Source organism: Armatimonadota bacterium, from assembly GCA_013359125.1.
Taxonomy (GTDB): domain Bacteria; phylum Armatimonadota; class Fimbriimonadia; order Fimbriimonadales; family GBS-DC; genus JABWCR01.
The window spans coordinates 15,251-39,024 of record JABWCR010000029.1; the positions used below are offsets into that span (position 1 = coordinate 15,251).

General features: G+C 57.2%; 24 protein-coding genes, 1 tRNA gene and 1 pseudogene. 16 read left to right on the forward strand and 10 right to left on the reverse strand.

Annotated features, from left to right (window positions below; translation table 11 throughout):
• Positions 1 to 75: 75 nt before the first annotated feature.
• The 5 genes from HUU60_11700 to tsaE all read left to right on the forward strand — a co-directional run bounded on the left by HUU60_11700 (position 76) and on the right by tsaE (position 5,068).
• Complete coding sequence (locus HUU60_11700; GenBank protein ID NUL83366.1) at positions 76 to 1,143, forward strand: DUF935 family protein; 1,068 nt, start codon at positions 76 to 78, stop codon at positions 1,141 to 1,143.
• Positions 1,144 to 1,267: 124 nt separating this feature from the next.
• Positions 1,268 to 3,166 (forward strand): molecular chaperone DnaK, encoded by a 1,899-nt coding sequence (gene dnaK, locus HUU60_11705; GenBank protein ID NUL83367.1) that lies wholly within the window; start codon positions 1,268 to 1,270, stop codon positions 3,164 to 3,166.
• Between the two features lie 21 nt (positions 3,167 to 3,187).
• Complete coding sequence (locus tag HUU60_11710) at positions 3,188 to 4,240, forward strand: J domain-containing protein (GenBank protein ID NUL83368.1); 1,053 nt, start codon at positions 3,188 to 3,190, stop codon at positions 4,238 to 4,240.
• Between the two features lie 4 nt (positions 4,241 to 4,244).
• Positions 4,245 to 4,652: a MerR family transcriptional regulator gene (locus tag HUU60_11715; GenBank protein NUL83369.1), complete on the forward strand. Its 408-nt coding sequence runs from the start codon at positions 4,245 to 4,247 to the stop codon at positions 4,650 to 4,652.
• Positions 4,649 to 5,068 (forward strand): tRNA (adenosine(37)-N6)-threonylcarbamoyltransferase complex ATPase subunit type 1 TsaE, encoded by a 420-nt coding sequence (gene tsaE, locus HUU60_11720; GenBank protein NUL83370.1) that lies wholly within the window; start codon positions 4,649 to 4,651, stop codon positions 5,066 to 5,068. The genes HUU60_11715 and tsaE overlap by 4 nt, the downstream gene beginning before the upstream one ends.
• Here the strand turns inward: tsaE and HUU60_11725 are convergent.
• A complete protein-coding gene (locus tag HUU60_11725) occupies positions 5,049 to 5,768 on the reverse strand; it encodes a dienelactone hydrolase family protein (protein ID NUL83371.1) in 720 nt (239 codons plus the stop codon). The genes tsaE and HUU60_11725 overlap by 20 nt on opposite strands.
• A 196-nt stretch (positions 5,769 to 5,964) precedes the next feature.
• On the opposite strand from HUU60_11725, the gene HUU60_11730 reads away from it, so the two are divergent.
• The 5 genes from HUU60_11730 to HUU60_11750 all read left to right on the forward strand — a co-directional run bounded on the left by HUU60_11730 (position 5,965) and on the right by HUU60_11750 (position 9,140).
• On the forward strand, positions 5,965 to 6,624 hold the full coding sequence (locus HUU60_11730; protein NUL83372.1) for an HNH endonuclease: 660 nt from the start codon (positions 5,965 to 5,967) through the stop codon (positions 6,622 to 6,624).
• A tRNA-Lys gene (locus tag HUU60_11735) sits at positions 6,623 to 6,695 on the forward strand. The genes HUU60_11730 and HUU60_11735 overlap by 2 nt, the downstream gene beginning before the upstream one ends.
• A gap of 64 nt (positions 6,696 to 6,759) precedes the next feature.
• The gene (locus HUU60_11740) at positions 6,760 to 7,890 is read left to right on the forward strand and encodes an ABC transporter ATP-binding protein (GenBank protein NUL83373.1); all 1,131 of its coding nucleotides are present in this window, start codon (positions 6,760 to 6,762) and stop codon (positions 7,888 to 7,890) included.
• Positions 7,891 to 7,896: 6 nt separating this feature from the next.
• Entirely contained in the window at positions 7,897 to 8,733 is an 837-nt protein-coding gene (locus HUU60_11745) for an FAD:protein FMN transferase (protein ID NUL83374.1), read from the forward strand.
• Positions 8,730 to 9,140, forward strand: coding sequence for a hypothetical protein (locus HUU60_11750; protein ID NUL83375.1), 411 nt, complete (start codon positions 8,730 to 8,732; stop codon positions 9,138 to 9,140). The genes HUU60_11745 and HUU60_11750 overlap by 4 nt, the downstream gene beginning before the upstream one ends.
• Here the strand turns inward: HUU60_11750 and HUU60_11755 are convergent.
• The 5 genes and pseudogenes from HUU60_11755 to HUU60_11775 form a co-directional block, all read right to left on the reverse strand.
• On the reverse strand, positions 9,137 to 9,862 hold the full coding sequence (locus HUU60_11755; GenBank protein NUL83376.1) for a hypothetical protein: 726 nt from the start codon (positions 9,860 to 9,862) through the stop codon (positions 9,137 to 9,139). The two genes, HUU60_11750 and HUU60_11755, sit on opposite strands and share 4 nt — an antisense overlap.
• 38 nt (positions 9,863 to 9,900) lie before the next feature.
• Positions 9,901 to 11,067, reverse strand: coding sequence for an ammonia-forming cytochrome c nitrite reductase subunit c552 (locus tag HUU60_11760; GenBank protein ID NUL83377.1), 1,167 nt, complete (start codon positions 11,065 to 11,067; stop codon positions 9,901 to 9,903).
• A 135-nt stretch (positions 11,068 to 11,202) separates the two neighbouring features.
• Positions 11,203 to 11,646 carry a cytochrome c nitrite reductase small subunit gene (gene nrfH / locus HUU60_11765; GenBank protein NUL83378.1) on the reverse strand — a complete coding sequence of 148 codons (444 nt, stop codon included), beginning with the start codon at positions 11,644 to 11,646 and terminating at the stop codon, positions 11,203 to 11,205.
• 879 nt (positions 11,647 to 12,525) lie between these two features.
• Positions 12,526 to 12,660: pseudogene (locus tag HUU60_11770) on the reverse strand (prepilin-type N-terminal cleavage/methylation domain-containing protein).
• Positions 12,661 to 12,741: 81 nt separating this feature from the next.
• On the reverse strand, positions 12,742 to 13,026 hold the full coding sequence (locus tag HUU60_11775; protein NUL83379.1) for a metal-sensitive transcriptional regulator: 285 nt from the start codon (positions 13,024 to 13,026) through the stop codon (positions 12,742 to 12,744).
• Positions 13,027 to 13,073: 47 nt separating this feature from the next.
• On the opposite strand from HUU60_11775, the gene HUU60_11780 reads away from it, so the two are divergent.
• Genes HUU60_11780 through HUU60_11800 form a run of 5 tightly spaced genes read left to right on the forward strand, consistent with a single transcriptional unit; the run spans position 13,074 to position 17,209 of the window.
• The gene (locus HUU60_11780) at positions 13,074 to 13,406 is read left to right on the forward strand and encodes a hypothetical protein (GenBank protein ID NUL83380.1); all 333 of its coding nucleotides are present in this window, start codon (positions 13,074 to 13,076) and stop codon (positions 13,404 to 13,406) included.
• 25 nt (positions 13,407 to 13,431) lie between these two features.
• Positions 13,432 to 13,989 (forward strand): hypothetical protein, encoded by a 558-nt coding sequence (locus tag HUU60_11785; protein ID NUL83381.1) that lies wholly within the window; start codon positions 13,432 to 13,434, stop codon positions 13,987 to 13,989.
• A gap of 1 nt (position 13,990) precedes the next feature.
• Positions 13,991 to 14,335, forward strand: a complete 345-nt coding sequence (locus HUU60_11790; GenBank protein NUL83382.1) for a histidine triad nucleotide-binding protein — start codon at positions 13,991 to 13,993, stop codon at positions 14,333 to 14,335.
• Between the two features lie 29 nt (positions 14,336 to 14,364).
• Positions 14,365 to 15,984: an efflux RND transporter periplasmic adaptor subunit gene (locus HUU60_11795; GenBank protein ID NUL83383.1), complete on the forward strand. Its 1,620-nt coding sequence runs from the start codon at positions 14,365 to 14,367 to the stop codon at positions 15,982 to 15,984.
• Between the two features lies 1 nt (position 15,985).
• Positions 15,986 to 17,209 carry an ABC transporter permease gene (locus tag HUU60_11800; protein ID NUL83384.1) on the forward strand — a complete coding sequence of 408 codons (1,224 nt, stop codon included), beginning with the start codon at positions 15,986 to 15,988 and terminating at the stop codon, positions 17,207 to 17,209.
• On the opposite strand, the gene HUU60_11805 is transcribed toward HUU60_11800, so the two are convergent.
• Both HUU60_11805 and smpB read right to left on the reverse strand, forming a co-directional pair.
• Positions 17,210 to 18,406 (reverse strand): ABC transporter permease, encoded by a 1,197-nt coding sequence (locus HUU60_11805; protein NUL83385.1) that lies wholly within the window; start codon positions 18,404 to 18,406, stop codon positions 17,210 to 17,212.
• A gap of 123 nt (positions 18,407 to 18,529) precedes the next feature.
• Positions 18,530 to 18,988, reverse strand: a complete 459-nt coding sequence (gene smpB / locus HUU60_11810; protein NUL83386.1) for an SsrA-binding protein SmpB — start codon at positions 18,986 to 18,988, stop codon at positions 18,530 to 18,532.
• A gap of 147 nt (positions 18,989 to 19,135) precedes the next feature.
• Here smpB and HUU60_11815 point away from each other — a divergent pair, with 147 nt between their 5' ends.
• The gene (locus HUU60_11815; GenBank protein ID NUL83387.1) at positions 19,136 to 20,092 is read left to right on the forward strand and encodes a PEP-CTERM sorting domain-containing protein; all 957 of its coding nucleotides are present in this window, start codon (positions 19,136 to 19,138) and stop codon (positions 20,090 to 20,092) included.
• 50 nt (positions 20,093 to 20,142) lie between these two features.
• Here the strand turns inward: HUU60_11815 and HUU60_11820 are convergent, their stop codons facing one another.
• Both HUU60_11820 and HUU60_11825 read right to left on the reverse strand, forming a co-directional pair.
• Positions 20,143 to 21,726 carry a hypothetical protein gene (locus tag HUU60_11820; GenBank protein ID NUL83388.1) on the reverse strand — a complete coding sequence of 528 codons (1,584 nt, stop codon included), beginning with the start codon at positions 21,724 to 21,726 and terminating at the stop codon, positions 20,143 to 20,145.
• Positions 21,727 to 21,809: 83 nt separating this feature from the next.
• Positions 21,810 to 23,774, reverse strand: a 1,965-nt coding sequence (locus HUU60_11825) for a hypothetical protein (protein NUL83389.1), incomplete at its 5' end; no start/stop codon positions are given.

Genomic DNA, 23,774 nt, shown 5'->3' on the forward strand with positions numbered 1-23,774 from the left:
TATTCTGGCTTTGGCACGCCCGTTTCGCAGGTTGACGGTTGCGCTTTAGATCGCCTTACCAGCGGAGGTGACGATTTGAAACTGTTCGACCGAATAAAACGCAGGCCGTTGACCAAGGAGCTTGCGCCGAGCGGGATCGTCTCGACCGGAGAGCGACTGCCCAAGTGGAACGGCGACGAACTGATCGCCAAGCACGGTTATGCTATCTATGAGAAGATGAGCCAGGACGCGCACGTTAAGGCCTGTTTGAACGCCAAACGGTATGCCCTGCTCAGCGTCGGATGGCGCATTGAGGCGGCGGACAAATCGATTCTGGCTCAAAGAGCGGCGCGGTTTTGCCAGGACGCGCTCAATCAGATCGAGGGCGGGTTGAGGACCGTGCTTTGGAACGCGCTGGACGCCTTGAGCAAGGGTTTTAGCGTTCAGGAGACGATCTTTGCGCAGTCTGGCAGCGCTCTCGTCATCCGTACGACGAAAGCGAAAGACCCGTCTGCGTTCGTGTTCGAGACGGATGAGTTTGGCAACATCCTCGCCTTGCGCATGACGACGCCGGACGGTCGCACAATCGATTTGCCGCCCGAAAAGTTCATCGTCTATCCCTTTGGGGTCAAGTACGAATCGCCCTATGGCGAATCGGATCTAAAAGCCGCTTACAAGCATTGGTTCGCCAAAGATCGCCTTATCCGGTTCTGGAACGTTTACTTGGAGAAGTTTGCGACGCCAACTCTGATCGGCACGTATCAGCGCGGCTTGCCTCCGCAACTGCAGTCTGAATTGTTGGAGGCTTTGGAGCGCGTGCAACAAGAAACAGCCATCGTAACTCCCGAGGAGGTGCGAATTCAGGCTTTAGAGATCGCTCAGCATGGCGCCGGGGCGTACAAAGAGGCATTGGCCTTTCACAACGCGGAGATCTCTAAGTCCATTTTGGGCGAGACTTTGACGGTGGACGAGGGACGGACGGTGGGCAGCCTTGCGCTAGGTCAGGTGCACATGGATGCTTTGGCCGCGCATCTTCGTTCCATCCGGCTCGATTTGGCGGATCGTGTGGCGGCGCGACAAATTCTCAAGCCTCTGATCGAACTCAACTTGCCTGGAGCGCCGGTCCCTCGCTTTGAATGGGAAGAATCGACCCGCTGGACTTGATAATATCGCGCTCAAGTGTCATAATATCCCATGGCTAATTTTTGGGAACTCCAAGGCGCTCTGACTCGTTAGACAAAGGGCGTAGCGATAGAGCCAAGAATCAAACGGAGGCGCAAAGGATAATATGGCAAAAACAGTAGGAATCGACTTAGGCACCACTAACTCGGTCGTGGCCGTCATGGAAGGCGGCGAGCCGGTCGTCATCTCAACGGCGGAGGGCAGTCGGCTATGCCCGTCGGTGGTCGCCTTTACCAAGGGCGGGGAGCGATTGGTCGGGGCGCCGGCCAAGCGTCAGGCGGTCGTCAACCCTGAGAACACGATCTTTTCGGTCAAGCGATTCATGGGGCATCGATTGGACGAAGTTTCGGAAGAGTCTAAGAGAGTGCCTTACAAGATCGTTGCCGACTCGAAAGGCGACGTTGCGATCGAGATTCCGGCGGTCGGCAAGCCGTTTCGACCGGAAGAGATTTCGGCCATGATCCTGCAGAAGCTAAAGCAGGATGCAGAGGCCTATCTGGGCGAGCCGGTAACTCAGGCCGTTATCACCGTTCCGGCCTACTTTAACGACGCTCAGCGCACCGCGACCAAGAACGCGGGCGAGATCGCGGGCTTGAACGTGCTTCGGATCATTAACGAGCCGACGGCGGCCGCGCTGGCCTATGGATTGGATAAGAAGAGCAACGAGACGATTCTCGTCTTCGACCTGGGCGGCGGGACGTTCGACGTTTCTATTCTCGAGGTCGGCGACGGCGTTTTCGAGGTCAAGTCCACATCGGGCGACACGCATTTGGGCGGCGACGACTTTGATCAGCGAGTCTTAGAGTACGTCGCCGACGACTTTAAGAAGTCCACCGGCATCGACTTGCGTCAGGACGCCCAGGCAATACAGCGTTTGAAGGAAGCCGCCGAGCGCGCGAAGATCGAGCTTTCCAGCACGATCAGCACCAGCATCAATCTGCCTTACATTACGGCAGACGCATCCGGCCCCAAACACTTGGACATGAGCCTCACGCGGTCGAAGTTTGAGGAGCTTTGCGCCGATCTGATCGAACGCACCAAGGAGCCGTTCTTCAAGGCGATCGAAGACGCCAAGCTGAAGCCGACCGACATCGACGAGGTGATTTTGGTAGGCGGTTCGACGCGCATTCCGGCCATTCAAGAGATGTTGCGCAAGGTGATCGGCAAGGAGCCTCACAAGGGCGTCAACCCGGACGAGGTCGTTGCGATCGGGGCGGCTATCCAGGGCGGCGTGCTGGCGGGCGAGGTGAAGGATGTCGTGCTTTTGGACGTTACGCCTCTTTCGTTGGGCATCGAGACCAAAGGCGGCGTGTTTACCGCGCTGATCGAGCGCAACACGACGATCCCTACTCGCAAGAGCCAAACCTTTACGACCGCGGACGACAATCAGACGCAGGTCGAGATCAAGGTCTTGCAGGGCGAGCGCCCGATGGCGAGCCAGAACAAGATGATCGGCACGTTCAATCTGGACGGCATACCGCCTGCGCCGCAGGGCATTCCACAAATCGAGGTCTCGTTCGACATCGACGCGAACGGAATTTTACAGGTGAGCGCAAAAGATACAGCGACCGGCAAAGAGCAGTCGATCAAGATCACCGGCTCGGGCAATCTGAACAAGGAAGAGATTCAGCGGATGGTCAGGGAGGCTGAGGCCAACGCCGCCCAGGATGCTAAGTTCAAGGAAGACGCAGAGACTCGAAACAAGGGCGATCATCTGGCGCACAGCGCAGAGAAGCTTCTGCGCGAACAGGGCGAGGAGATGACCCAAGACGAGCGCATGAACATCGAAAACCTTGCGCGCGACCTGAGGACTGCCATCCAGAACATGGAGATGGAGTTGGTCCGATCCAAGATGAGCGAGCTGGAGCAGGCAGTCTATGCGGTTACGGAGCGGCTCTACAAAGAGAAGTCTGAGAACGCGCAAGAGCCGACCGACACCAACGGACGAGAAGAGGCCGAAACGAACGCGGACGATGTGATCGACGCGGAGTTTCAGCAGAACTAGGCTCGAGGAGCTTGACGCGCCATGACGGGATACAAGGACTACTACGCCGTTCTGGGTGTTAGCAAAAAGGCGACCGAACGCGAGATTAAGGCCGCCTTCCGCAAATTGGCGCGTCAATACCATCCCGATGTCAACCCCGGCAATGCCGAGGCCGAATCCAAGTTCAAAGAGGTCAACCAGGCTTACGAGGTTCTGAGCGACCCGGAGAAGCGCAAAGCCTACGATCGCTATGGCGAGCAGTGGGAGAATATCCAGCGCGCCGGTCGTCAGCCGTCCGGAGAGGCGTTTGGCGACTTTGGCTTTCCGTTTAAAGACTTTTCGGAGTTCATCGAGAGCCTGCTGAACAACCATCGTCAGACGGCTGCGCAGTATCCGCCCCAGGATGTGGAGCAGTCGATCACGATATCGCTGGAAGAAGCGATTCGGGGAGCGAACAAGAGCCTGATACTCAATTTGGACGAGGCCTGCCAGATCTGCCAAGGCATGGGTCAGACCAAAGCGGGCGCGCGCCGTTGCGATGCATGCGGCGGAACGGGCCGAGGCCGATTCAACGTGCTCGGAGTCAACATGACTTGCCCGGAGTGCGGCGGTACGGGCAAGATTGGCGAACGATGCGCGGATTGCGGCGGCCTTGGCGTAACGCGACAAACTCGCACGCTTTCTGTGCGAATCCCGCCCGGAGTGCGAGACGATCAGAGGATTCGCCTAGCCGGCCAAGGCATTGCGGGCGGCAATGGCAAGCGCGGAGACCTCTATCTTCGAGTGCGAATCCAGCCGCATCCGAAATTTGAGCGTCGCGGAGAGCACTTGCACACAGAGGTCGAAGTGGATTATCTGACGGCGCTGTTGGGAGGCGAGATCAACGTGGAAACGCCGACCGGCAGCGTCAAGATGAAGGTGCCTGCTGGATCACAGAGCGGGGCTGTGTTTCGCCTCTCGGGACAGGGCATGCCAAAAGATAAAGAGAAGCGAGGCGACCTGTATGCTCGGTTGCGCATCAGCGTGCCGCGACGTCCCGGAGACGAAGAGAAGCGGCTGTTAGAGCAGATCGCCGCGGCTCGCAAGAAAGGGTAAAGCAATGTTGATACGATTCCAATTAGAAGAAGCGTCGGAAGAGCCGGTCTTTATGATCGGGGTGGCCGCCAGGCTGTGCGGCCTGCATCCTCAGACCTTAAGACTGTACGAGCGGTTAGGGCTGATTCAGCCTTTGCGCCGCGGCGCCCAAAAGCGGCTCTATTCACAAGCCGACATCGTTCGCCTAAAACGCATCCAACATTTGACGCAGGACTTGGGCGTCAATCTGGCCGGGGTCGATATCATCCTTCGCTTGCTCGACCGGATCGACAAAATGGAGAGCGAGATGGAGGAGCTGGTCCGTGCGACCAATGCACGAATGCGAGAGTTAGTGAAGCAGCATAAGCTTCCAGTGGAGTTCAGCAAGCTCGAGATTCGGTTGGAACGAGCCAACTCCGAGCCTGAGAAGTGACCAGACTATCGACCAGCGCCGCTGAGACGGAACAGGTCGGATTTGAAATGGCGCAGGCAATATTCTCTCCTGCTTTCGTTTGCCTGTATGGCGAGTTAGGGGCGGGCAAGACGACCTTTGCAAAGGGATTTGCGAGAGGGCTTGGGGTCGGCGAGACCGTTCGAAGCCCCTCCTTTGCGCTAATCATGGAATATCCGAGCTCGAAGGGTCGGTTTCTGCACGTCGATCTTTATCGACTAGAGGATTCGGCTCAGATTTTGAACCTGGGGTTAGACGAGTTGGCAGAAGGGGCTATCGTGCTTGTCGAGTGGGCCGATCGTTTAGGCGATCGATTGCCGACTGAACGTATTGATGTTCGGATCAAAGTCTTGGGCGACGATCGGCGCGAGATAGAGATCAGCCCGTCTGTTCCTTAAAGAAGCGCGCGATCATCTTGCTGGCGTCGGACGGCCACTCGTGCCCGCCGTTAAACTCGTGAATAATGACCGGGTTCTTGCCGTCCTTCGGCGCGTTGCGCAGGTAGCCGGGTGCCCATTCGTCCGCTTTGGGCTCGCATCGGTTTAGGCGGATCATGGCTTCGCGCAGTCGCCGCGCGGTCGCTATGTCGACCAACGCATCGCTCTTTCCATGGATGATCAGAAGCGGTTTGGGCGTCTTTGCTTGCTGAGCGAATCGAGCGCCGCCTCCTCCCGCTTCGGCAAAGGCGGCAAACTCTTTGGGGCGCTCCTTAAGGAGCAAGACGGTGAAGAGCCCGCCGTTCGACATCCCGCACGCGCATCGCTTTGTAGCGTCTATTCGGTGGCGTTTGTTCAATTCGGTCAGCAGGGCGTCGACGAAGGCGAGATCGCGGCCGCCGTCTTCCTCCGGCGAGTGCTGCCAGCCGTTGGCCGTGCGGCGGCTGACCGGTCCGTAGTTGGGCAAGCCTTGCGGATAGACGACGAGCCAACCTTTGAGATGTTCGTGCAGTGCGAACTTGCGGGCAGCGGCCTCGGCCGTGCCGCCATGACCGTGAAAGACGAAAGCCATAGCGCCGCTCGGCTTGTCGGGAACGTAGGCGACGGCTCTTCGCTCTTTGTCGCCGACCTTGAGCCGGATCTGTTCGGTCTTGTGGTTCATGATGGGTTGGACGAATGTCGATCGCAGAGGTTCGATAAGTGGCGAGAAGCATACCCAGGAAGAAGTCGGGCAGCCATCGAAAGTATTGTCGATGGAATCTAAGTATGGGCAACCATGGAATCGAGAAGAGTTGATCCTTGCCCTTGCTTTGTATTGTCAGATACCATTCAGTGCAACTAGTGCCAAGAATCCACGCGTGCAACTGCTTGCGGAGCGGCTTGGAAGGACACCGGCATCGGTCGCTCGGAAGCTAGGAAGCTTCGGGTCGCTGGATGAGCGTCTTGCCCAGAAAGGTATCAGCGGACTGCCGCACACGAGCCGTTTAGACAAGGAAGCCTGGGAAGCGTTCAAGCACGACCTCGGTTCTCTGGCAGTAATGGCGCACGTGGTCGAGAAATCGCTTCACATACCGACCGGCGAGACTGAAGGCCGGAGAATGACTAAGACTCGGCTCGTTCAAGCGTTTTTTCGGCAGGCGGTACTCAGTGGATACAACTATGCATGCTGTGTTACGGGCATCGATGAGCCAGGTTGTTTGATCGCTTGCCACATAGTGCCCTGGAGCGCAGACCCAAGGAACCGCGCCAACCCTTCGAATGGATTGTGCCTGAGCGCTACGTTCGAGCGATTGTTCGATTGCGGCCTGATGACCGTAACGGCCACTTTGCGGGTGCGTTTCGCTTCTCAGATGAAGGCCGGTTCAAGTGCGCCGGTTGAGGAGCATATATTGAGGTGCGAAGGCAAACAGATTCAGATGCCCACTCGATTTTGTCCAGACGCGAGCTTTCTATCGTGGCATCGAGAGAATGTGTTTAGGGATAGATTCCCCCATCAGGTACAATTCTGTTCCCCATGAACCGGTAGCTCAGGCGGCAGAGCAACGGACTTTTAATCCGTGGGTCGAGGGTTCGAGTCCCTCCCGGTTCACTCGCAACACACAAGCAGGATTCCCATCCAAGGCGCAGAAACATTCCTATTCGGAGGGGCAAGTTTGGCCGGAGTCCGATTTAGCAAAATCACGAAGAAGTTCAAGTCCGTCGTCGCCGTAAACGAACTGGACTTGGAGATCAGAGATCAGGAGTTTATGGTGCTTGTCGGGCCCTCGGGTTGCGGCAAGACCACTGCGCTTCGTATCATCGCCGGATTGGAAGAGCCGACGGGCGGCGAGATCGCCATCGGCGACCGCGTGGTCAACGACGTTTCGCCCAAAGACCGCGACGTGGCTATGGTCTTCCAAAACTACGCCCTCTATCCCCACATGACGGTGTTGGAAAACATCGCGTTTGGCCTTCGATTGCGAGAGATGAAGAATTGGGCCTGGCAGCTGAGCCATTGGGGAGAGTCGCGCCGCATTCGCCAAGATATCGACCGGCGCGTGCAAGAAGCGGCCAAGATGCTGGGATTGGATCAGTTGCTTCATAGGCGGCCGAAGGAACTTTCCGGCGGTCAGCGCCAGCGCGTGGCTCTGGCGCGGGCCATCGTGCGCAAGCCAAAGGTGTTCTTGATGGACGAGCCGCTGTCGAACTTGGACGCCAAGTTGCGGGACCAGACCCGTGCCGAACTAAAGAAGCTCCAAGAGAATCTCGGCGTTACTACGGTCTACGTTACGCACGATCAGAAGGAGGCGATGACGCTCGGGACGCGCATCGCCATCATGAAGGACGGCGTTTTACAGCAGTGCGACGATCCCGAAACGGTCTATCGGAAGCCGACCAACATGTTTGTAGCAGGTTTTATTGGCAGCCCGCAGATGAACTTTTTTGACGCCACGGTTGTTGAGGAGGGCGGGTCGCTTTGGGTCGTTGCGGGCGGTTTTCGGGTAGCGGCGGCAGGCAACGGCTCGGTTCGATCGATGGTCGGCAAGCCAGTGGTGTTCGGCGTTCGACCTCAGGATTTGACGGCGGTCGGTTCGGGCAGCGATGCGGAGACGCTGCAGGCCCAGGTCGATGTCGTCGAACCGCACGGCGATCGGACCGATTTGCACTTGATGGTCGACGGCTCGCGCTTCGTGGCTCAGGTCGATCCTTCGGTGAAGGCGAACGAAGGCGATACGTTGACTCTCAAGGTCAATTTGGAGCGCTCGCACCTTTTTGACAAAGAGACAGAAGCCGCGGTCTATTAGCCTTCCATGTACCGTTTTGCTCGCCGCTGTATGGCCTGCGAGTTCGAACTGTGCATCGATGCGCCATCTCGGCAGTCTGCGATGGAGATGGCCGAGGAGGTTTGGGAACTCATCGCGAGTTTTGAGAAGCAGATTTCTTACTTTCGGCCCGATAGCGATATTGCGTTCATCAATGCTATGGCCGCGAAGGAGCCTGTGCAGCTTGAGCCGGGGCTTTTTGGGCTGATCGATCGTTGCGTCGAGCTTTCCAGACAGACGAAGGGCGCGTTCGACATCACGGCGACGCCCCTGTTGCGGATTTGGGGAATACTCGATCGCGCGCCGCGGTTGCCCAGCGAAGAGGAGATCCATCAGACCCTTGAGATGGTTGGATCTGATCTTATTCTGCTGAATTCCGAGGGAAGATGGCTTTACTTTGCCCGCCCCGGCATCGAGATCAGCCTTGGCGCTATCGGAAAGGGCGAGGCAGTCGATCGAGCAATGGCAAGGCTCAAGGAACTGGGCGCAGGCTCGGCGTTGGTCAATGCGGGCGGCAGTTCGATGGCAGCCTTTGGAATCGGACAGCCCGTCTCCATAGATGGCAAAGAAGTTGAACTGAAAGACCAATCGCTCGCTGTGTCTGGCGCGGCCGAAGCGACCTTTGTGCTGAACGGCGAGCAGTTCTGCCACCTCGTTGATCCGCGCACGGGCCGCGCCTTAGCGCCCATGCCAAACGTCTGCGTTGTTGGCGACAGCGCGGCAGATGCCGAAGCCTGGTCGACCGCGATCGCCGTTGATCCCGGTCTGTCCGACGCCGCATCCCAGGCGGGCTACGCTCTCTGCGGTAAAATGGGCGCTCAATGAAGCGCAATCTTATTTATGTTTTGGCGGTGGTCGCGGTTGCTGTATTTGTCTATTTGATGATGGGCGGGCCAATGGTTGCGCCAAGTCAGAAAGCGGCGGTTCAGTTTGTAACGCTGCTGAACGAGAAGAAGTACGACGAGGCTGGCACAATGATCTCCGAGCACCTGCCCGAAGACAAGAAGGATTTCAAACTCCTTTGGATGAGGGCGATGGACAAGTGGGGCGAGCCGGCCAAGTTCAATCCGATCGAAGAGGTGGACGGGCAGACGGTCATTCCGCATCCGAACGCCTCGCAATCCAAGCGTGTCGAGTTCGAAGTTCGCGGCTATAACAGCAACGGCTACCTGGCGATCTTCATTGCGCCCGAGAATGGCGGCTGGAAGGTGTTCGATTACGCTCTTAACTAGAAGGTGAAGGCGTAGGTCGTGCTAAAGAAAAGTCGCTTGGCCAGGATGCCGATCTGCAGCCTGAGCGCTTCGTCGCGCGCGTATCTCAATCCAGCGTTGAATTGCCGACCGTCCCACTCGCCGATCACGGAAACTTTGTAACTGAAGAGAATCTCCGCGCCTCCTATAAACTCCTCGCGAAAGACGCCCGACCCATAGCCTCCGTGCACTCGCAGGCCGACCACCTCTCGCTCTTGCATTCCAGAAGTTGGCGCCAGTTCGGCAGATGCGACGACGAAAAAAGTCTGGTTGATCGCATCGATCGCGTCGATAATGCCGATGCCGACCTCGATGTTCTTGAAGTTGGCCGGGATGACGTTGACCTTGCCATTGGCAATGCTCTTGTTGCTCATACCGGTTCGATCGATGTAGGCGCCGCCGACCTCGATGCTGTCGATCAGGCCATAGTTGGCGGATACGCTCTTGTTTTCGGCAAAGAAGGTTCCCAAGGTAATCCGGCCTTGAGTAGCGACGTAAGCGTGCGGCACGGTGATCAGCCCTGTCGGGCCATAAAACGTGTTGACTCGCGCTCGGAGGATGTCGTTCTGGATCGACTGTGGTTGGCGGACAGGAGGGGGCGTCAGTCGGATGTCTCGCGTGTCCAATTCGAATCGCGGCGGGGGATCTTGCGCGAAAGCGGCGCCGACAACAGCAACAAGCAAGACGGCTACAATCCTTTTCATAACGTCCCTCCTTGGCTACGGTCTCTTTTTAGGATACCTTAACGCACGATCAGCTGCTTGGCGAGGCTCTCGGCCTGTCGGGCATAGTCGATGCCTTCGGCCAGCCACCGAGCCGATTCCTGCGGGCTGTGAAAGCCCATGCTGTTTTCGGAAAAGACAAAATCCCATCGGATTTGGGCGCGGCGATGGAGTTTTTGCGCTTCGGCCAGTTTCTCGTCCGGTATGCCGCTCTCTCGGCAAGCCTTGATCGCCGCAATGGCGTCTACCAAGGCGATCTCTATCCGGTTCAAAAGCGACTTTGTGCGATCCTGGATGGCCAGCACGCGCTCGGACAGCTCCTGTTCGGGCCATCGGTGGCAAGGTTGGCAGGCGGCGGCCACGTTCAGCATAGGGCTTCTAACCCAGTGGTCGGAATACTTGCGCGATCCGATGCGTTGATAAGGCATGTGGCAGTCGGCGCAGCTGACATCGCTTCGGGCGTGAATGCCGGTGCTCCAAAACTCGAACTCCGGGTGCTGAATTTTGATCAGTTTTGCCCCGGTGTCCGGATGAATCCAGTCGTAGAAGCCCTTTTCGTCGTAGAACTTCTCGATATCGTCCAGGTTGAGCCCCTTGTCCCATGGAAAGTGCAGGATGGGGTTGTCCTTCTTCTCAAAGTAGTACTCGACGTGGCACTGGCCGCACACATAAGTTCGCTTCTGCTGGCGGGTTGCTTTGCCTAGGTCGACTCCTCGTCGCTCCATGACGGCCAAGAACGCGGGATTGCGCGGGGTCAGTTCCATAGTCTTAGGGTCGTGGCAGTTGAGACAGCTGATGGGGTTGTCGGCATGGGCGACGAGGTCTTTCATGGGCGTATTGAAAAATTTTTCGGCGCCCATCTCGTTCCACATCTTGACGGTGTCGCTGCTTTTGCAACTGAGGCAGGTGCCTGGCTTCTTGTCTCCAAGCCTCTTGATCTTTTGAACGTCGACCACCGACCAACCGTGGCCGCGCTCCTCATTGTATTCGACGCTGAATGGGTAACCTGCGTAAAGAATCTTGATTCGCGGGTTTTCGGCGATCTTGTCTATTGGTTTGCTGCCGCCGTATTTGGTTACGGCCGTGTCTTCGGTCGTGCGCTTCCAGCGATCCCATTGGTTGGGGAAGTTGACGCCCCAGACGGCTGGATCGGTCTCGAACTCGCCGATCTGTTGAATGCCGGTCATTCGTTCCCGACCCTCGGCCTTTCGTTCGAAGATGTTGACGACCAGCGCCAGCACTAGGGCAGTCAGCACGCCCGAAACGACAAAAACCAACGGATACTTAAATCGACTCACGATTTCCCTCTCAATGAATTATTCTCATAGCCTATGAAATCCTCGGCTATGGCACGACAGGCAATCGAGCTGTCCGTCGTTCGTTGGATGAATAGAGTCGACCAAATCAGAATGGCACCGAATGCAGTTGTCCTGGACGACCTTCTGGTTGCCAGGCGTAATGCGTATCGGCTCCTTAAAGTTGCCCAGCGTGAAGTAGGCGCTGTGGCGAAATCCGTTGCCGGCCTTCACCCAATATTTGGCGAACGGGGTCTTAGGCGTATGGCAATCGTTGCAATTGGCAAAGGCGCTGTGGCTTGAGTTCAGCCAGGAATCGTGCTGCTCGTTCATTATGTGGCAGTTGATGCATGCGTTGGGGTCGTCGGACATATAGGAGTAGCCGCGCGCATAGACAAAGGTGAAAGCGGCACAGCCGAAGAAGACGCCAAGACTGATCGTTGCCAGCAGTTTAATACGGCGCTTGCCCATATTGACTGTAAGGGTTCTGCGCTACAGGAGAGGTTTCCTGCAAGGCTCGGACCAGCCTTGCAGGAAGAGGTTCGACTAGAAGTTCTGGATGTCGGCGATGCAGGTATCCGGAACGCCGTGCAGGTCGCCAAAATGAGGCGAACTGCCGGGATGCGGCACGCACTCGAAGTGCTCTTCGCGATAGGGATATTCGGTAAATCCACAAGCGCGTCGAACGTTCTCGGGCACTCTGATCTTCCAATCGTAGTAGTTGGGTCGGGTAGTGTACTCGGCATAGTTGCGGCAACCGGCTTGCACAGGGCCGCCGTTTGGCAAGCCGTTATATGGGAACCACTTGGCGTGGCCATCGATCATGGCGATGTTTTGTCCGCCTGTGTGACGGGGCCAAAGCTCCCACTTATACCAGTAGTCCACCCAGCCGCCGGTCGATTCGGTGCGGTTGTAGCGACGAGGGAAGTAGCCGTCCATAAAGGCGATGGTGTCAGCCGGGCGCGGAACCTTGGCGTCGTATTGAGGCGGGTAGTTTCGGGTAACCAATCCGCGGGTGATGACCATACCGAACAATCCGAGATTGGGCGTAAAGGCGACATAGCGGAAGGTGCCGGCCGGTCGGCAAGAGCCGCATCGTCCCATAATGTACTGGAACAGACTGCCGGTGAACTGGTTGGCCTTGTAGTTGCCGCTCCAGTCCTGGCCGCCGTTGCCCGTGGGATAGCTGGGGCAAAGGAAAACGCCCTCGCTCTTTACATAGGGATGGATGACGTCCCACAGGAAGGTCATACGGATCACGTTGCCGTCGAGCGGCGAACTGACCGCAACGGGATTGCAGCCTTCATAGTCTTGAGAATACATCAAGATCGCTTTGACCGACTGGTTTTGATTGCTGAGACAGACGGTCTGTCGGCCCTTCTCGCGGGCCTGGGCAAAGACAGGGAAAAGGATCGCTGCCAAGATCGCGATAATGGCAATGACGACCAAAAGCTCGATCAGCGTAAAGCCGCGAAGTCGTTTCAAGATAAGGCTCCTCCTGGTACTCGTTCTATATTATAATCGGAAATTCCGGGTTCCTGCAACCTTTAGAAAAAAAGTCCAGAATCAATGCAGGAATCTGCGCAGTGCGGCCTTGATCTCTTCGGTCTGCTCGGCGTCCTCAAATTGGGCGCAACCGTTCCCATCGGACTCTTGTTGAAGCACGCACGTTTGGATGTGTTCGGAAAGCAACAAGACGCCTACCTGATCCAATGCGGCGCGAGCGGCATAGTATTGTTGCAACAGTTCCGAGCAGGGGCGGGCGTTGTCGATCATGCGCTGAAGGCCATTGATTTGGCCGGTTACTCGGTTCAGCCGCTTCTTGGCCGTGTTTGCCGTCTCGTTCTTCATGCTAACGACGATTATACTTGATGCCGCGAGGTATACTCCCCCTCAGTATGCGGCAAGGATTGACCATCACCGCGACCGTGGTCGGGGCGCTGGCCTGTACGGCCTGTTGCTGGGGGCCGCCGGTCGCCATTGCGCTGCTGGGCACAGGCGCAGGCTGGCTCAGCGCGCTAGAGGCTTACGAGCCTTATCTTTTGGCATTTACGGCATTGCAGCTAGGTATTGGCTTTTATTTGGCCTATCGACCTGTCAAAGGCGTTTGTCCTCGTCATGCGAAGATCGATCCGGCGTTCAAGCGGCGGCTGACCATCGGCATCATGTGGGGCATAACGGTCTTTGTTGTGCTTCTCAACATTTGGAGCCATGCTCGACAACTCCACTGATTGCGGGTAGACTCCTTCCGTAAGAATGTCCAAGATTCTGCTGTTTGCGCTGGTCTTTGTCGTACTATTCCTTCTTTATCGTCGGTTTTCCGGCCAGGCTTACCAGGGGTTGCCTGCCACCGAACTCAAAGCGCTGACCGACCGGCTCAACCAGAGAAGGCACACGCTGTTGGAAGAGATCGAACATGTGGACGGCTATGCCGACCTGATCGCCGATCCGCCGGACGCTACATTGATGCGCGAGCGGCGGGAAAGCGCGATCAGAAAGTACGAAGAGGCCGTGAATATACTCGATCGCGCCAAGACTTCCAGAGACCTCGACCGAGTTTCTATGCTTTTTGACGAGACGCGAGCGGATTTGACGATCTGTCGCGAGGTAATCGATCGATTGACGGGCGCCGAGGCTCCCCCATCGACCGAAGAAACCGAGCAGCCGACCCCCGAAGATCGGTGCCACTATTGCGGGTCGCAGGCTCATGAGCAAGCGACCGTAACGACCGATGGCGCGCGGCAGAAGGTGTGGGTTTGCAGCAACTGCCTTAATGAGATAAGAGACGGTCGCACGCCGACCATGAGGGCTTGACATGGAGAGTTGCCTCTTTTGCAAGATCGCCTCGAACGAGTTACAGGCCGACGTGCTGTTTGAGACGGAGCACGTGGTGGCTTTCAAGGACCTGAACCCACAGGCGCCGGTCCACTATTTGGTAATACCCAAGAGACACTTTGCCCATCTGTCGGCGGCGACCGAGCAAGAAGAAGGCGTCCTTGGTGGGTTGATGCTCGCTTGCGCGAGAGTGGCCAAAGAGACCGGCATTGAGCAGGACGGGTATAGGGTAGTGTTGAACACGAACAGTCAGGCGGGACAGAGCGTTTACCATATCCATGCGCATGTGATGGGGGGACGATCCATGCGCTGGCCGCCCGGATAATTAGGCATCAACTGGGGGACGAAATATCGATGAAGCGCATTGCGTGCGGTTGTTTGGCGCTGTTTGCCGTCGCTTCGATCTTGGGCTACTACTTTGTCAGCCGTGCGGCGCGCACCGCTGTTCGGCCAGCAGTCGAATACGAAGTTCGTAAAGGCGACTTTGTGGTCGATGTATCGGAGTCGGGCGCGATCGAGCCGATTCGGGTTGTAGAGATCAAGTCCAAAGCCTCAGGACGCGTGGCTGCTCTGAAGGTCGAAGAAGGCGACATCGTCGAACCGGGGCAGTTGCTCGCTCAGATCGACCCGAGAGAGATTCAGGAACAGGTCGATCAAGGCCGCGCGCAGACCGAGATCGCCGAGGCGGGCACAAGAAAAGCCGCCATCAGCTTCGAGATTCAGGAGATCGAGGCGAGAACGCAGTACGAACAAGCAAGGTTGAGGTTGGAACAGGCAAAGAAAGAGCTAGACGTTCAGCCGGCATTGACCACCAGCAGTTTGGTTGCGGCACGATCGAATTTGGAAGCGGCGAAGCAAGCCCGAGACATGCTGTTGAATGTTACTCAGCCGCAACAGAGCGTCGAATTCAAAACAGCGGTCGATGATGCGGAGGCCGCTTTGGCCGAAGCTGAGCGAAACTTGACGAGAGCGCATAACCTGTTCTCGCAGCAGCAGTTGGACGCCGCAAAGACCGCTCATGTTGCCGCTAAATCTAGGTTGGCCGCCGCGCGCGAGCGGTTGAGCCATTTGGACGCTCAGCAGAGACTTGACCGCGAGAGCGCGCAATCTCGGCTGGAAGCGGCAGAAGCCGAGTCTAAGCGCGCTGAGGCGGGCAAGATCCAGGATGAGATCAAGCGGAACGACTATCTGAGCGCTCAACAGGCGGTGCGTTCCGCAGAGGCCCGATTGCGACAGATCGAATTGGCCAAGCTCGACATGAAGCAAAGCGAGGCATCGCAAAGACAGTCGCAATCGTCGTTCAAGAACTTGATGATCCAGTTTGGCGAGACAGACCTTCGCAGCCCCATGCGCGGGGTCGTTACCAAGCGGTATCGCGAGGTTGGCGAGTTGGTGATGTCGGGCACGGCAGGATTCGGCGAGGGGACTCCGGTTATGCAGGTGGCCGATTTGAGCAAGATGCGAGTGAAGCTTTACTTGAACGAGCTGGATGTGCCCAAGATCAAGCCTGGGCTAAAGGTGGAAGTGAAGGTGGACGCGGTCAAGGATCGAAAGTTCGAAGGCCGGGTAGAGAAGGTGGCCCCGGCGGCCGAGACGAGCGGGCAAGAGATAGACTTTCGGTCTCGCAGCACCGTCGTGCGGTACGTTGTCGAGGCATTGATCGACAATCCCGATGCTCGGCTTCGTCCGGGTATGACCGCGCGCTGTCGAATTATCGTATCTGAGAAGAAGGGCGTATTGCTCCTTCCGCTCGAAGCGATCGGTGAGGACAAGGGGCAGAAATATGTCTTGTTGATCGACCCGGTCAAGAAAGACGAGAAGGGCAAACCGGTCGCCGAGCGCAAAGAAGTCAAGGTTGGGATGCGCGGCGCGAACGATTACGAGGTTCTTTCGGGCGTCAAGGCTGGCGAAAAAGTGAGGAAGCCGCCATTCACTGGGCCGCGCCGAGAAGGTTTCAACATAGAGATGGATTAGGATGACCCTGCTATCGGCTATTGGGGTTGCTTTAGACACGCTGCGCGCTAATAAGCTTCGCTCGGCGCTGACGATGTTGGGCGTGATTATCGGCGTGATGGCTGTGGTCATCATGGTATCGCTGATAGAGGGCGCGCGCGCGAACGTCGTCAAGGAGTTTGAGCAGTTGGGCTCGGATGTGATCATGGTCTCTTACGAGCCCTGGCGGCAAGGCCAATTTGTGGGCGGTTCGGTGGCCGCGATGACATCGGAAGATGCGAGCGCGATCCGAGAGCTCCCAAACATCCGCATGGTTTGCTCGATGGTGCAGGCTGCTACTCCCGAGATCACTTACGAAGGTCGTTCCGTTCAGCCTCAGTTTCAAGGCGTTGAAGAAAGCTACTTTGAAATCCGTGGTTACGAGATTGCAAAGGGCCGCGCGATCTCGACGATGGATATCGAGGAGGGCGCCAAGGTAATCGTCATTGGAGAAGAGGTGCGGAGCAAGCTCTTTCCTCAAGAAGAAGCGATCGGCAAGGACCTGTTGCTGAGCGGGATGCAGATGCGAGTGATCGGCGTGCTGGCGAAGAAAGGTCGCGGTATGGGCGACAACTTGGACAATGTGATCATTGCTCCCGTTACTGCAGTACAGAGCCGATGGAACGGCAATCGCGAAGTGGACATGATTTACGTTGTGCCCGAATCGCGCGAGAAGTCTGGCGAAGCGATGGAAGCGATTTGGGAGAAACTGATGCGGCGGCACGATAATCAAGCCGTTTTCCGCGTGGATAGCTTCGAATCGATTCTGAACGCCATCTCGAGGATCATTTCACTGTTCGGCGCGCTGATCGGTTCGATCGCGGGATTGGCGCTATTGGTCGGCGGGATTGGGATCATGAACATCATGCTCGTTTCGGTAACCGAGCGCACCAAGGAGATTGGTCTCAGAAAGGCGCTCGGCGCAAAGCGACCCACTATCTTGACTCAGTTTCTGGTCGAGGCGGCGACTTTGTCGGGCATCGGCGGGGCTTTGGGCATCTTCATGGGTTGGTCGTTGGGTTTGCTAGTGCAGTGGGGTTCGAGACAGGTGGGAGCGTTTGGCGACAACGGACTGCCGATCTACTTTCCTGTTTGGGCGGCTATTGTCGCCTTTGTCTTTTCGCTTTCGGTCGGGGTGGTTTTTGGCATCTATCCGGCAATTAGGGCTTCGAAGCTGGATCCGATCGAGGCGCTGCGGCGCGAGTAATCAGCCTTCGTTTCGAAGGGCTTCGACCGGGTCTTTGAGAGCGGCGCGATAGGCGGGCAACGCTCCGAAGGCCAGGCCGACCGCGCTGCAGACGCCCAGCGCCAAGAGGATCGTATTGATCGAGACGAGGGGATTGAGCGCGGTGCGCGCGCTAATGAAGGCGCAGGCTGACATGGCGACGGCCACGCCCAGCGCGCCGCCCAAGATTGCTATCAGAGTCGCCTCGCTCAAAAATTGAAGGAAGATTTCTCTGCGCGTCGCTCCGACCGCCTTGCGCACGCCAATCTCCCGAATGCGCTCCGAGACCGACATCAGCATCACGTTCATAACCCCTATGCCGCCAACGATCAGCGCGATGGATGTGATGCCCGTCAGCATAACGGTTAGGATGTCGAGCACTTTGAACGTGAGTTCAAGGAGCTGTTGCTGAGTAACGACGGAAAAGTCCTCGCGGCCCTGGTGCGAGCGGAGCATGGTTTCCTGGATGCTGCCGACGATCAGTTCCGGTTTCATGTCCGGTTGGGACTGAACGATGATACGGTGTATTTGTTGCGAATTGCTAATTGCTTGAAGCCGGCGGATGGGCGCATAAATGACGTACTCAAAGCCGCCGCTGCCAAAGATGGAGCTCTTTTCGTCTTCTTCTACCACTCCGACGACTGTAAACTCGCCTCTGTTCAGGCTTACCTTCTTGCCCAATGCGTCGCCGTTGCCGAACAGTTCTCTTCGAATCAGGCCGCTCAGCACGCAGACCGGTTCGTTGGCGTCTTGGTCGTTCAGCAATCGGCCTTCGGTCAGCTTAAGGGGTCGTATTTGGAACCAGTCGGGCGTAACGCCGAATCCGATTGCCATATCGGCCCGTCGGGGTCCGTGTCCCGCACCGCCGGCAACGAACATGATGGTCGCAATGCGGCGAATTCCCGGCAGGCTTCGAAGCGATTCGGCGTCTTCCCAGGTCAATGAACTGATTCCCAGGAGGCTCATGGGATTGAACGGGTTTGACGTGCTGATCTTGCCGGGCAGCACGATGACGAGGTTGACGCCGAGGTCGTCGACTTGTTTGGCGACGTCTTGTTGGACGCCTTTTGCGAGGGAGATGAGGAGCACGATCGAGCCAACGCCGACCATCATTCCTAGCGCGCTGAGCACGGTGCGTCGGCCGTGCATGGCCAACGATTTTAGGGCTGAAAAAATCACCGCAAAATTACCTGAAGAACGCCCCTGACTGTGCCATAATGTTTTTTAGGAACGAGTTCACCTTCCTTCCTTGGGGGTGGCAGGCTTTGCTCTCCTTTCACTGTCACCCTCCTTTTTAGTTCCCTATCGTCTCTCGCTTAAATCTCTTTCCAACTGCTTTTTCATATCCTTTTCTTTGATCGTCTCGCGCTTGTCGTATTCGCGCTTGCCGCGGCAGAGGCCCACTTCGACTTTGGCTTTGCCGCCTTTGAAGTAGATTTTGAGCGGGATGAGGGCGAAACCTTTCTGCTGAACTTTGGCCTGTAATCGGTCGATCTCTTTTCGATGGGCGAGGAGTTTGCGCTTTCTTCGTTCCTCGTGTCCATATCGGGCGGCCGGGTCGTAGTGGCTGACGTGCGCATGGAGCAGCCAAAGTTCGCCGTCTAACACGCGGCAATAGGCGTCGGTCAAGTTGATCTTGCCGTTGGCGATCGATTTGACCTCGCTGCCCATCAACACGATGCCAGCTTCGAGAGTCTCCTCGACGTGGTAATCGTGATAGGCTTTTCGGTTGGTGCCTACTATCTTGATCCCGCCGCTCATAGGCGGATTCTACCGCGTGGCCATCGGCATCACGGGCCCGCGTTAAGAATCGGTAAACAGTCCTTCGGGAAGTGGAAACTGGGTTATAATGTCTCAGGAAAGAGCAGAACGCTCATTTCCCCACTTTTGAGGAACAAGGAGAGGAAAATGCTTAGAAAATGGGGCGCGCGCTCGGCTATTGCCTTGGCAGCCGTAGCTGCGTTTGCTGTAGATTCTCTCGCACTGGGTCCAGATCGACCAGCGCCTCGCGGCTCTTACGATGCCGTCGTTCGCGTCTATGACGGAGGCGGCTTTGGAACCGGCTCGGTTATTGCTAAGGGGCGTTTTGGCGACGACTGGGTGGTTTGCGTGCTAACCGCCGACCACAACGTTACAGGCGGCGGAAACACCATCGCTTTTCACAACTTAGGCGATGCGGACGAGTTTAGCGGTCAGATTTTTCAGGCCCATCGGGGAGGGCCGAACGGACAAGTGGATTTGGCGGTCTTGGGCGTTCGGATTCCCAACCGTAATTTGACTGCGGCGCAGTCTGCGTTCATGAACAACCTAAACGCTCTGGCGCTTCTGCGGACAGGCAATCCGGTCGGCTCGACGTTCACCATGCCCGGCTATGGCCTGACGGGCGATCTGGTCAACGATCAGTTCGGCAATCCGTCGGGATACCTGCGACGCGCCAATTCGGGCGAGATCAAGCGCTATGGCAATAACTCGTTTACCGTTCGGCGCAACGTCTCTGTACCGGGAGCGGGCGGTTACTTCTATGACTCGGTCGGATGGGAACTCGATGGGGCAGGATTCGACGTGCCCGGAGAGATGACCTCTTATGGCGGCGATTCGGGCGCACCGTACTTAATGGCGTTTGCCGATACGGTCGGCGGATTGCGCGTCTTCCGCGATGGCATAATGGGCGTGCACACGCTGGGCAACAACAGCGGGTTTAACGGCTTTTACCCGTTCCCCACCAGCAGCAGCGCGGGCGTCTATCTGAACGACCACTACATCGACTGGATCGTGGATCGATGCCATTCGATTCCAGAGCCGGCCAGTATCATGGCTTTATTGATGGGCAGCGGCTTGTTGGCGGCTCTCAAGCGCAGACGCTGATCCATCGTTGATCCATCATCCGCCTCGTCTTGCGACGAGGCGGATGAAAATTAACGCTTGTCCCGCAGTTCGATCGACTTCAGGCGAGCTTCCCACTCCTTCTCTCGATCGGCGGCTAAGGGGAGTATTTCGTCCCACTTGCGCTTGACTCGAAAGTCCTCGTAGCCTTTTCGCACGGCGGTTACGACCCAAGAAAAGTCGTAGTTGCCGCGACCGTCGTTCAGTTCGAAAACTGAGATCTGGCCGTTTATCTCTTCGTAAGCGAGGCCTTTAGAGAATCGAGCGGCTGGCGTGAGCTGCACCGTGATCGATTCGGGAAGCATCATGGTTTGAAAGTGGTCGGGCAGTTCGATCAGTGCCTGACCGTTGACCAGTCGCCCTTTGCCTCGCACGTATAGGGCGGCCTCTGGGCCTTCCAGGCTGGCGTACCAAAAGTCCGTCTCAGGGTCGTTTGGATCGGGTTCTCGGAACGACTTTATGTTGCCCCATACAATGCCGTTGCCGTTATCGGCCACATAGACCCCGGCCTTAGGCGTTCCGGGGATGTCTCCTACTTCGATGACCCCATGATTGGCGATATTGGTGGTGGCGAATCGAACGTTCATGATGCCGTTAGCGCTGGAGTAGATCGTCGCGACGCTGTCCTGAAACTTCATCCAAATCCCCCCGCCACTGTTGGCGATACTGACGCTATCGTCGCCTGTCAAATCTACATCGGGATGTAGCACGATGCTGTTTTGGCTTTGGAGGATGCCGCCGTCGGTCCGGATGTTGCCGGTCGTGTGAAGGGATTGTGCGGGAAACGACGTTCCGATGCCGACTCGACCGCCTTGGCCGCTGGACTGCAGTACCATAATCGTGCTGCCCGAAACGTCTCTAAAGCCAAAGTTGTCGCGGTGCCCAAACAGGGCCGAGTCGCCGATGCCAAAGTCCCATGCTCTCGACGTGCTCGCGCCGTTTTGCCCGACACGGATGAGTCCAACAGAAGATACGGTCGGATCGCCCACTTGCAACAGCCGTACCGGCGATGCTGTGCCAATGCCCACGGCTCCGTTCTGCGCGATCGCGACACGAAGGGCGCCAGACGTAAAGAGTTTGATGCCGGCATAGCCGGAAAGCCATGTCGTTGCGCCAAAGGGGTTCCAAGTGTCGTCGAACCAGCCGAGGGCGTAGTGTCCCATGGTTTTGCCGTCGTACGGAAAGGTGTCCGAAGTACCAATGCCCATGTACTTCCTTGTAGAGGTCAAACCGACGTTCAGATTGTTGTCCACAATCAGGCCGCGCGTGTTATTGCTATGGATGGCGTAAGGCACGCTGTCGATCTTAAGCCGAGGCGATAGGGTTGTGCTGTCAACCTCGAGCTCAAGCCATCGATCGGCTCCAGTAAAGGCATTAGTGCCAAAGTCGAGTCTTGCGGTGAAGAGACCATTTGAGAGGGATGTGGCGACCGGTCCCACGGTTCCAATAGGCGATCCGCCGCTCTCGACTGCAAACAGGCGAAAAGTAACGCTGTAGTTTCCGGTCGCAGGCGAACCGTTGTCGCGCAGGAAGCCTTGGTAAACGAACGGCTGGCTGAAACCGATTCCGACGAAAAGGAACGCGACAAAGACGGCGAGATGTTTGAGACGAAACATGGCTACTCCTCCTTCGGCGCTCTTGGGCGCTTTTGGTAGAGTATATCGCAGTTTTCGAGTCTTGGGTCTTGGATAGCCCGTTGCTACTTGATCGGTCTCTCCGGCCCCGGTTGCTGATGGATTCCCGCTTCCTTCGGCTGGCCGTAGAGTTCGGGGATCAGGTACTTTCCTCGCTCATCGCCTTGCTTTTCCAGTTCGGTAACAAAACCCCTTTGTTGCACCCAGCGGTCGTTTCGCACGGCTTTGACTTCCCATGAGACCTCTATGTTCGGCTTATCGGTACGAATGACGAATCGATTGTTTTTGATCTTCTCGGCCACAATGGCTTGAGCGAACGTTCCGATTACGGTCAACTGATAACGAAAGTCCCGGTTGATCGCTTCGAAGTAGGCTGGAAGTTGGACGGTCGCATAGCCGCGCGCATCGGTTACTGCATTGCCGTTGTAGATGTTCTGCGGTTCTGGACCTTCGGCGCAAAAGTGGTTGAGGAAGTGAGTTTCGGGAGTGATCGGGTGGTCGATTTGGAAAGACTTTGTGCCCGATGCGGCCATGTCGCCTAAGCTATAGACTCCAAATGCAGAGGATCCGGTGGCCCATCCGAAAACGCCTCTGGCGCCGTCTCCGGGCGCAACGCCGTACACGCCCCAGCCGGCGGAGGCTGTCCCATAGACGGCATAGCCGTTAGGGCTGCGAACATCCGAGTAAACGCCATAGGTCGTGCCAGACGTTGCCGCCGAGAACGCTAGGACGCCTCTTCCGGACGTGCTGTCGCTTTGGCCGTAGACGCCGTAAGTAGTGCCCGAAGTGGCGTTCGCATAGCCCAGAACGCCTCTGCCGGACGTGCTGTCGCTTTGGCCGTAGACGCCGTAAGTAGTGCCCGAAGTGGCGTTCGCATAGCCCTGAACGCCTCTTCCGGACGTGCTGTCGCTTTGGCCATAGACGCCGTAAGTAGTGCCCGAAGTGGCGTTCGCATAGCCCAGAACGCCTCTGCCGGACGTGCTGCTAGATTGAAACCAACCGCCATATGTAGAGCCAGTGGTTGAAGAGGCATGTCCGAAGGCTCCGGTGCCAGAGCTGCTCGAGTTCAAAAACCGGCCGCCGTATGTAGCGCCCGTTGCGGCCGAAGCTACGCCATGGACTCCAATTCCGGACGTGCTAATGCTCTCGAATCTGCCGCCTATTGCAGCGCCTGTAAGGCTGTTAGCTAAGCCAGAGACCGCAATTCCATCGGCGCTTAGAATCTCGCCATAGACCCCGACCGTTGATCCTGTGGTCGATTGGACCAAACCGTGAACGCCCGTTCCGGACGAGCTATAGGAGACTCCATAGAGGCCTTTGTTAGCGCCTATGGTTGCGTTGGCCGAACCCATGGCGCCAATCCCTCCTGAACTGTCGCTGATGAAATGACCTCCGTAGGTTGCTGTCGATGTGGCGAATGCTCTACCCATGACGCCTCGGCCAGTTGAGGCTGAACTCGTAAAGTAGCCGCCCGCGGCGCCAGCAATCGCGCTAGAGTTCAGGGCAACGATAGCTCGGTCCTCCGTGGAGGTCTCAACATGCAGTTGATAGAGCGGACTGTTTGTGCCGATTCCGACGTTACCGCCGGTGTAGTACGCTGCGCCGCCGCTCAGCGCCCAGATGGCGTCTTGAAGATCGGGCTGCGGTCTCCAAGATGTCCCGTTCCACTTCAGAATATCGCCAAGGTCTGGGACTTCGGTATGAATGGGCCGCCCTTGCAGCCCTGCAACCGTTGGATTGGGGTAAGTCCCGCTCAGGTCGCCTCCGGCGGCTCCTCCGGGAGCGACTCCCGAGATGGTGCTGTTCGTAACGCCGGTGATTCGTCCCTGGGCGTTGACGGTGAACCGCGGGACTTGGGTGGCACTGCCGTATGTGCCTGCGGTAACGGCGGTGTTGGTGAGTTTAGCGTCTGAAACGGAGGCGTTGGCCAAATCGATCGTCGCGATGGTTCCATCGAGAATCTTGCCGGTGGTAATCGCGCCGTCCGCTAGATCGATCGTCGCGATGGTTCCATCGAGAATCTTGCCGGT

What these genes read in the sequence shown, in the direction of transcription:
- dnaK (NUL83367.1), top strand. Translation starts at nt 1,268, where the DNA reads ATGGCAAAAACAGTAGGAATCGACTTAGGCACCACTAACTCGGTCGTG.
- HUU60_11710 (NUL83368.1), top strand. Translation starts at nt 3,188, where the DNA reads ATGACGGGATACAAGGACTACTACGCCGTTCTGGGTGTTAGCAAAAAG.
- HUU60_11715 (NUL83369.1), top strand. Translation starts at nt 4,245, where the DNA reads ATGTTGATACGATTCCAATTAGAAGAAGCGTCGGAAGAGCCGGTCTTT.
- HUU60_11725 (NUL83371.1), bottom strand. Translation starts at nt 5,768, where the DNA reads ATGAACCACAAGACCGAACAGATCCGGCTCAAGGTCGGCGACAAAGAG.
- HUU60_11745 (NUL83374.1), top strand. Translation starts at nt 7,897, where the DNA reads ATGTACCGTTTTGCTCGCCGCTGTATGGCCTGCGAGTTCGAACTGTGC.
- HUU60_11750 (NUL83375.1), top strand. Translation starts at nt 8,730, where the DNA reads ATGAAGCGCAATCTTATTTATGTTTTGGCGGTGGTCGCGGTTGCTGTA.
- HUU60_11755 (NUL83376.1), bottom strand. Translation starts at nt 9,862, where the DNA reads ATGAAAAGGATTGTAGCCGTCTTGCTTGTTGCTGTTGTCGGCGCCGCT.
- HUU60_11760 (NUL83377.1), bottom strand. Translation starts at nt 11,067, where the DNA reads ATGACCGGCATTCAACAGATCGGCGAGTTCGAGACCGATCCAGCCGTC.
- nrfH (NUL83378.1), bottom strand. Translation starts at nt 11,646, where the DNA reads ATGGGCAAGCGCCGTATTAAACTGCTGGCAACGATCAGTCTTGGCGTC.
- HUU60_11775 (NUL83379.1), bottom strand. Translation starts at nt 13,026, where the DNA reads ATGAAGAACGAGACGGCAAACACGGCCAAGAAGCGGCTGAACCGAGTA.
- HUU60_11780 (NUL83380.1), top strand. Translation starts at nt 13,074, where the DNA reads ATGCGGCAAGGATTGACCATCACCGCGACCGTGGTCGGGGCGCTGGCC.
- HUU60_11785 (NUL83381.1), top strand. Translation starts at nt 13,432, where the DNA reads ATGTCCAAGATTCTGCTGTTTGCGCTGGTCTTTGTCGTACTATTCCTT.
- HUU60_11790 (NUL83382.1), top strand. Translation starts at nt 13,991, where the DNA reads ATGGAGAGTTGCCTCTTTTGCAAGATCGCCTCGAACGAGTTACAGGCC.
- HUU60_11795 (NUL83383.1), top strand. Translation starts at nt 14,365, where the DNA reads ATGAAGCGCATTGCGTGCGGTTGTTTGGCGCTGTTTGCCGTCGCTTCG.
- HUU60_11800 (NUL83384.1), top strand. Translation starts at nt 15,986, where the DNA reads ATGACCCTGCTATCGGCTATTGGGGTTGCTTTAGACACGCTGCGCGCT.
- smpB (NUL83386.1), bottom strand. Translation starts at nt 18,988, where the DNA reads ATGAGCGGCGGGATCAAGATAGTAGGCACCAACCGAAAAGCCTATCAC.
- HUU60_11815 (NUL83387.1), top strand. Translation starts at nt 19,136, where the DNA reads ATGCTTAGAAAATGGGGCGCGCGCTCGGCTATTGCCTTGGCAGCCGTA.
- HUU60_11820 (NUL83388.1), bottom strand. Translation starts at nt 21,726, where the DNA reads ATGTTTCGTCTCAAACATCTCGCCGTCTTTGTCGCGTTCCTTTTCGTC.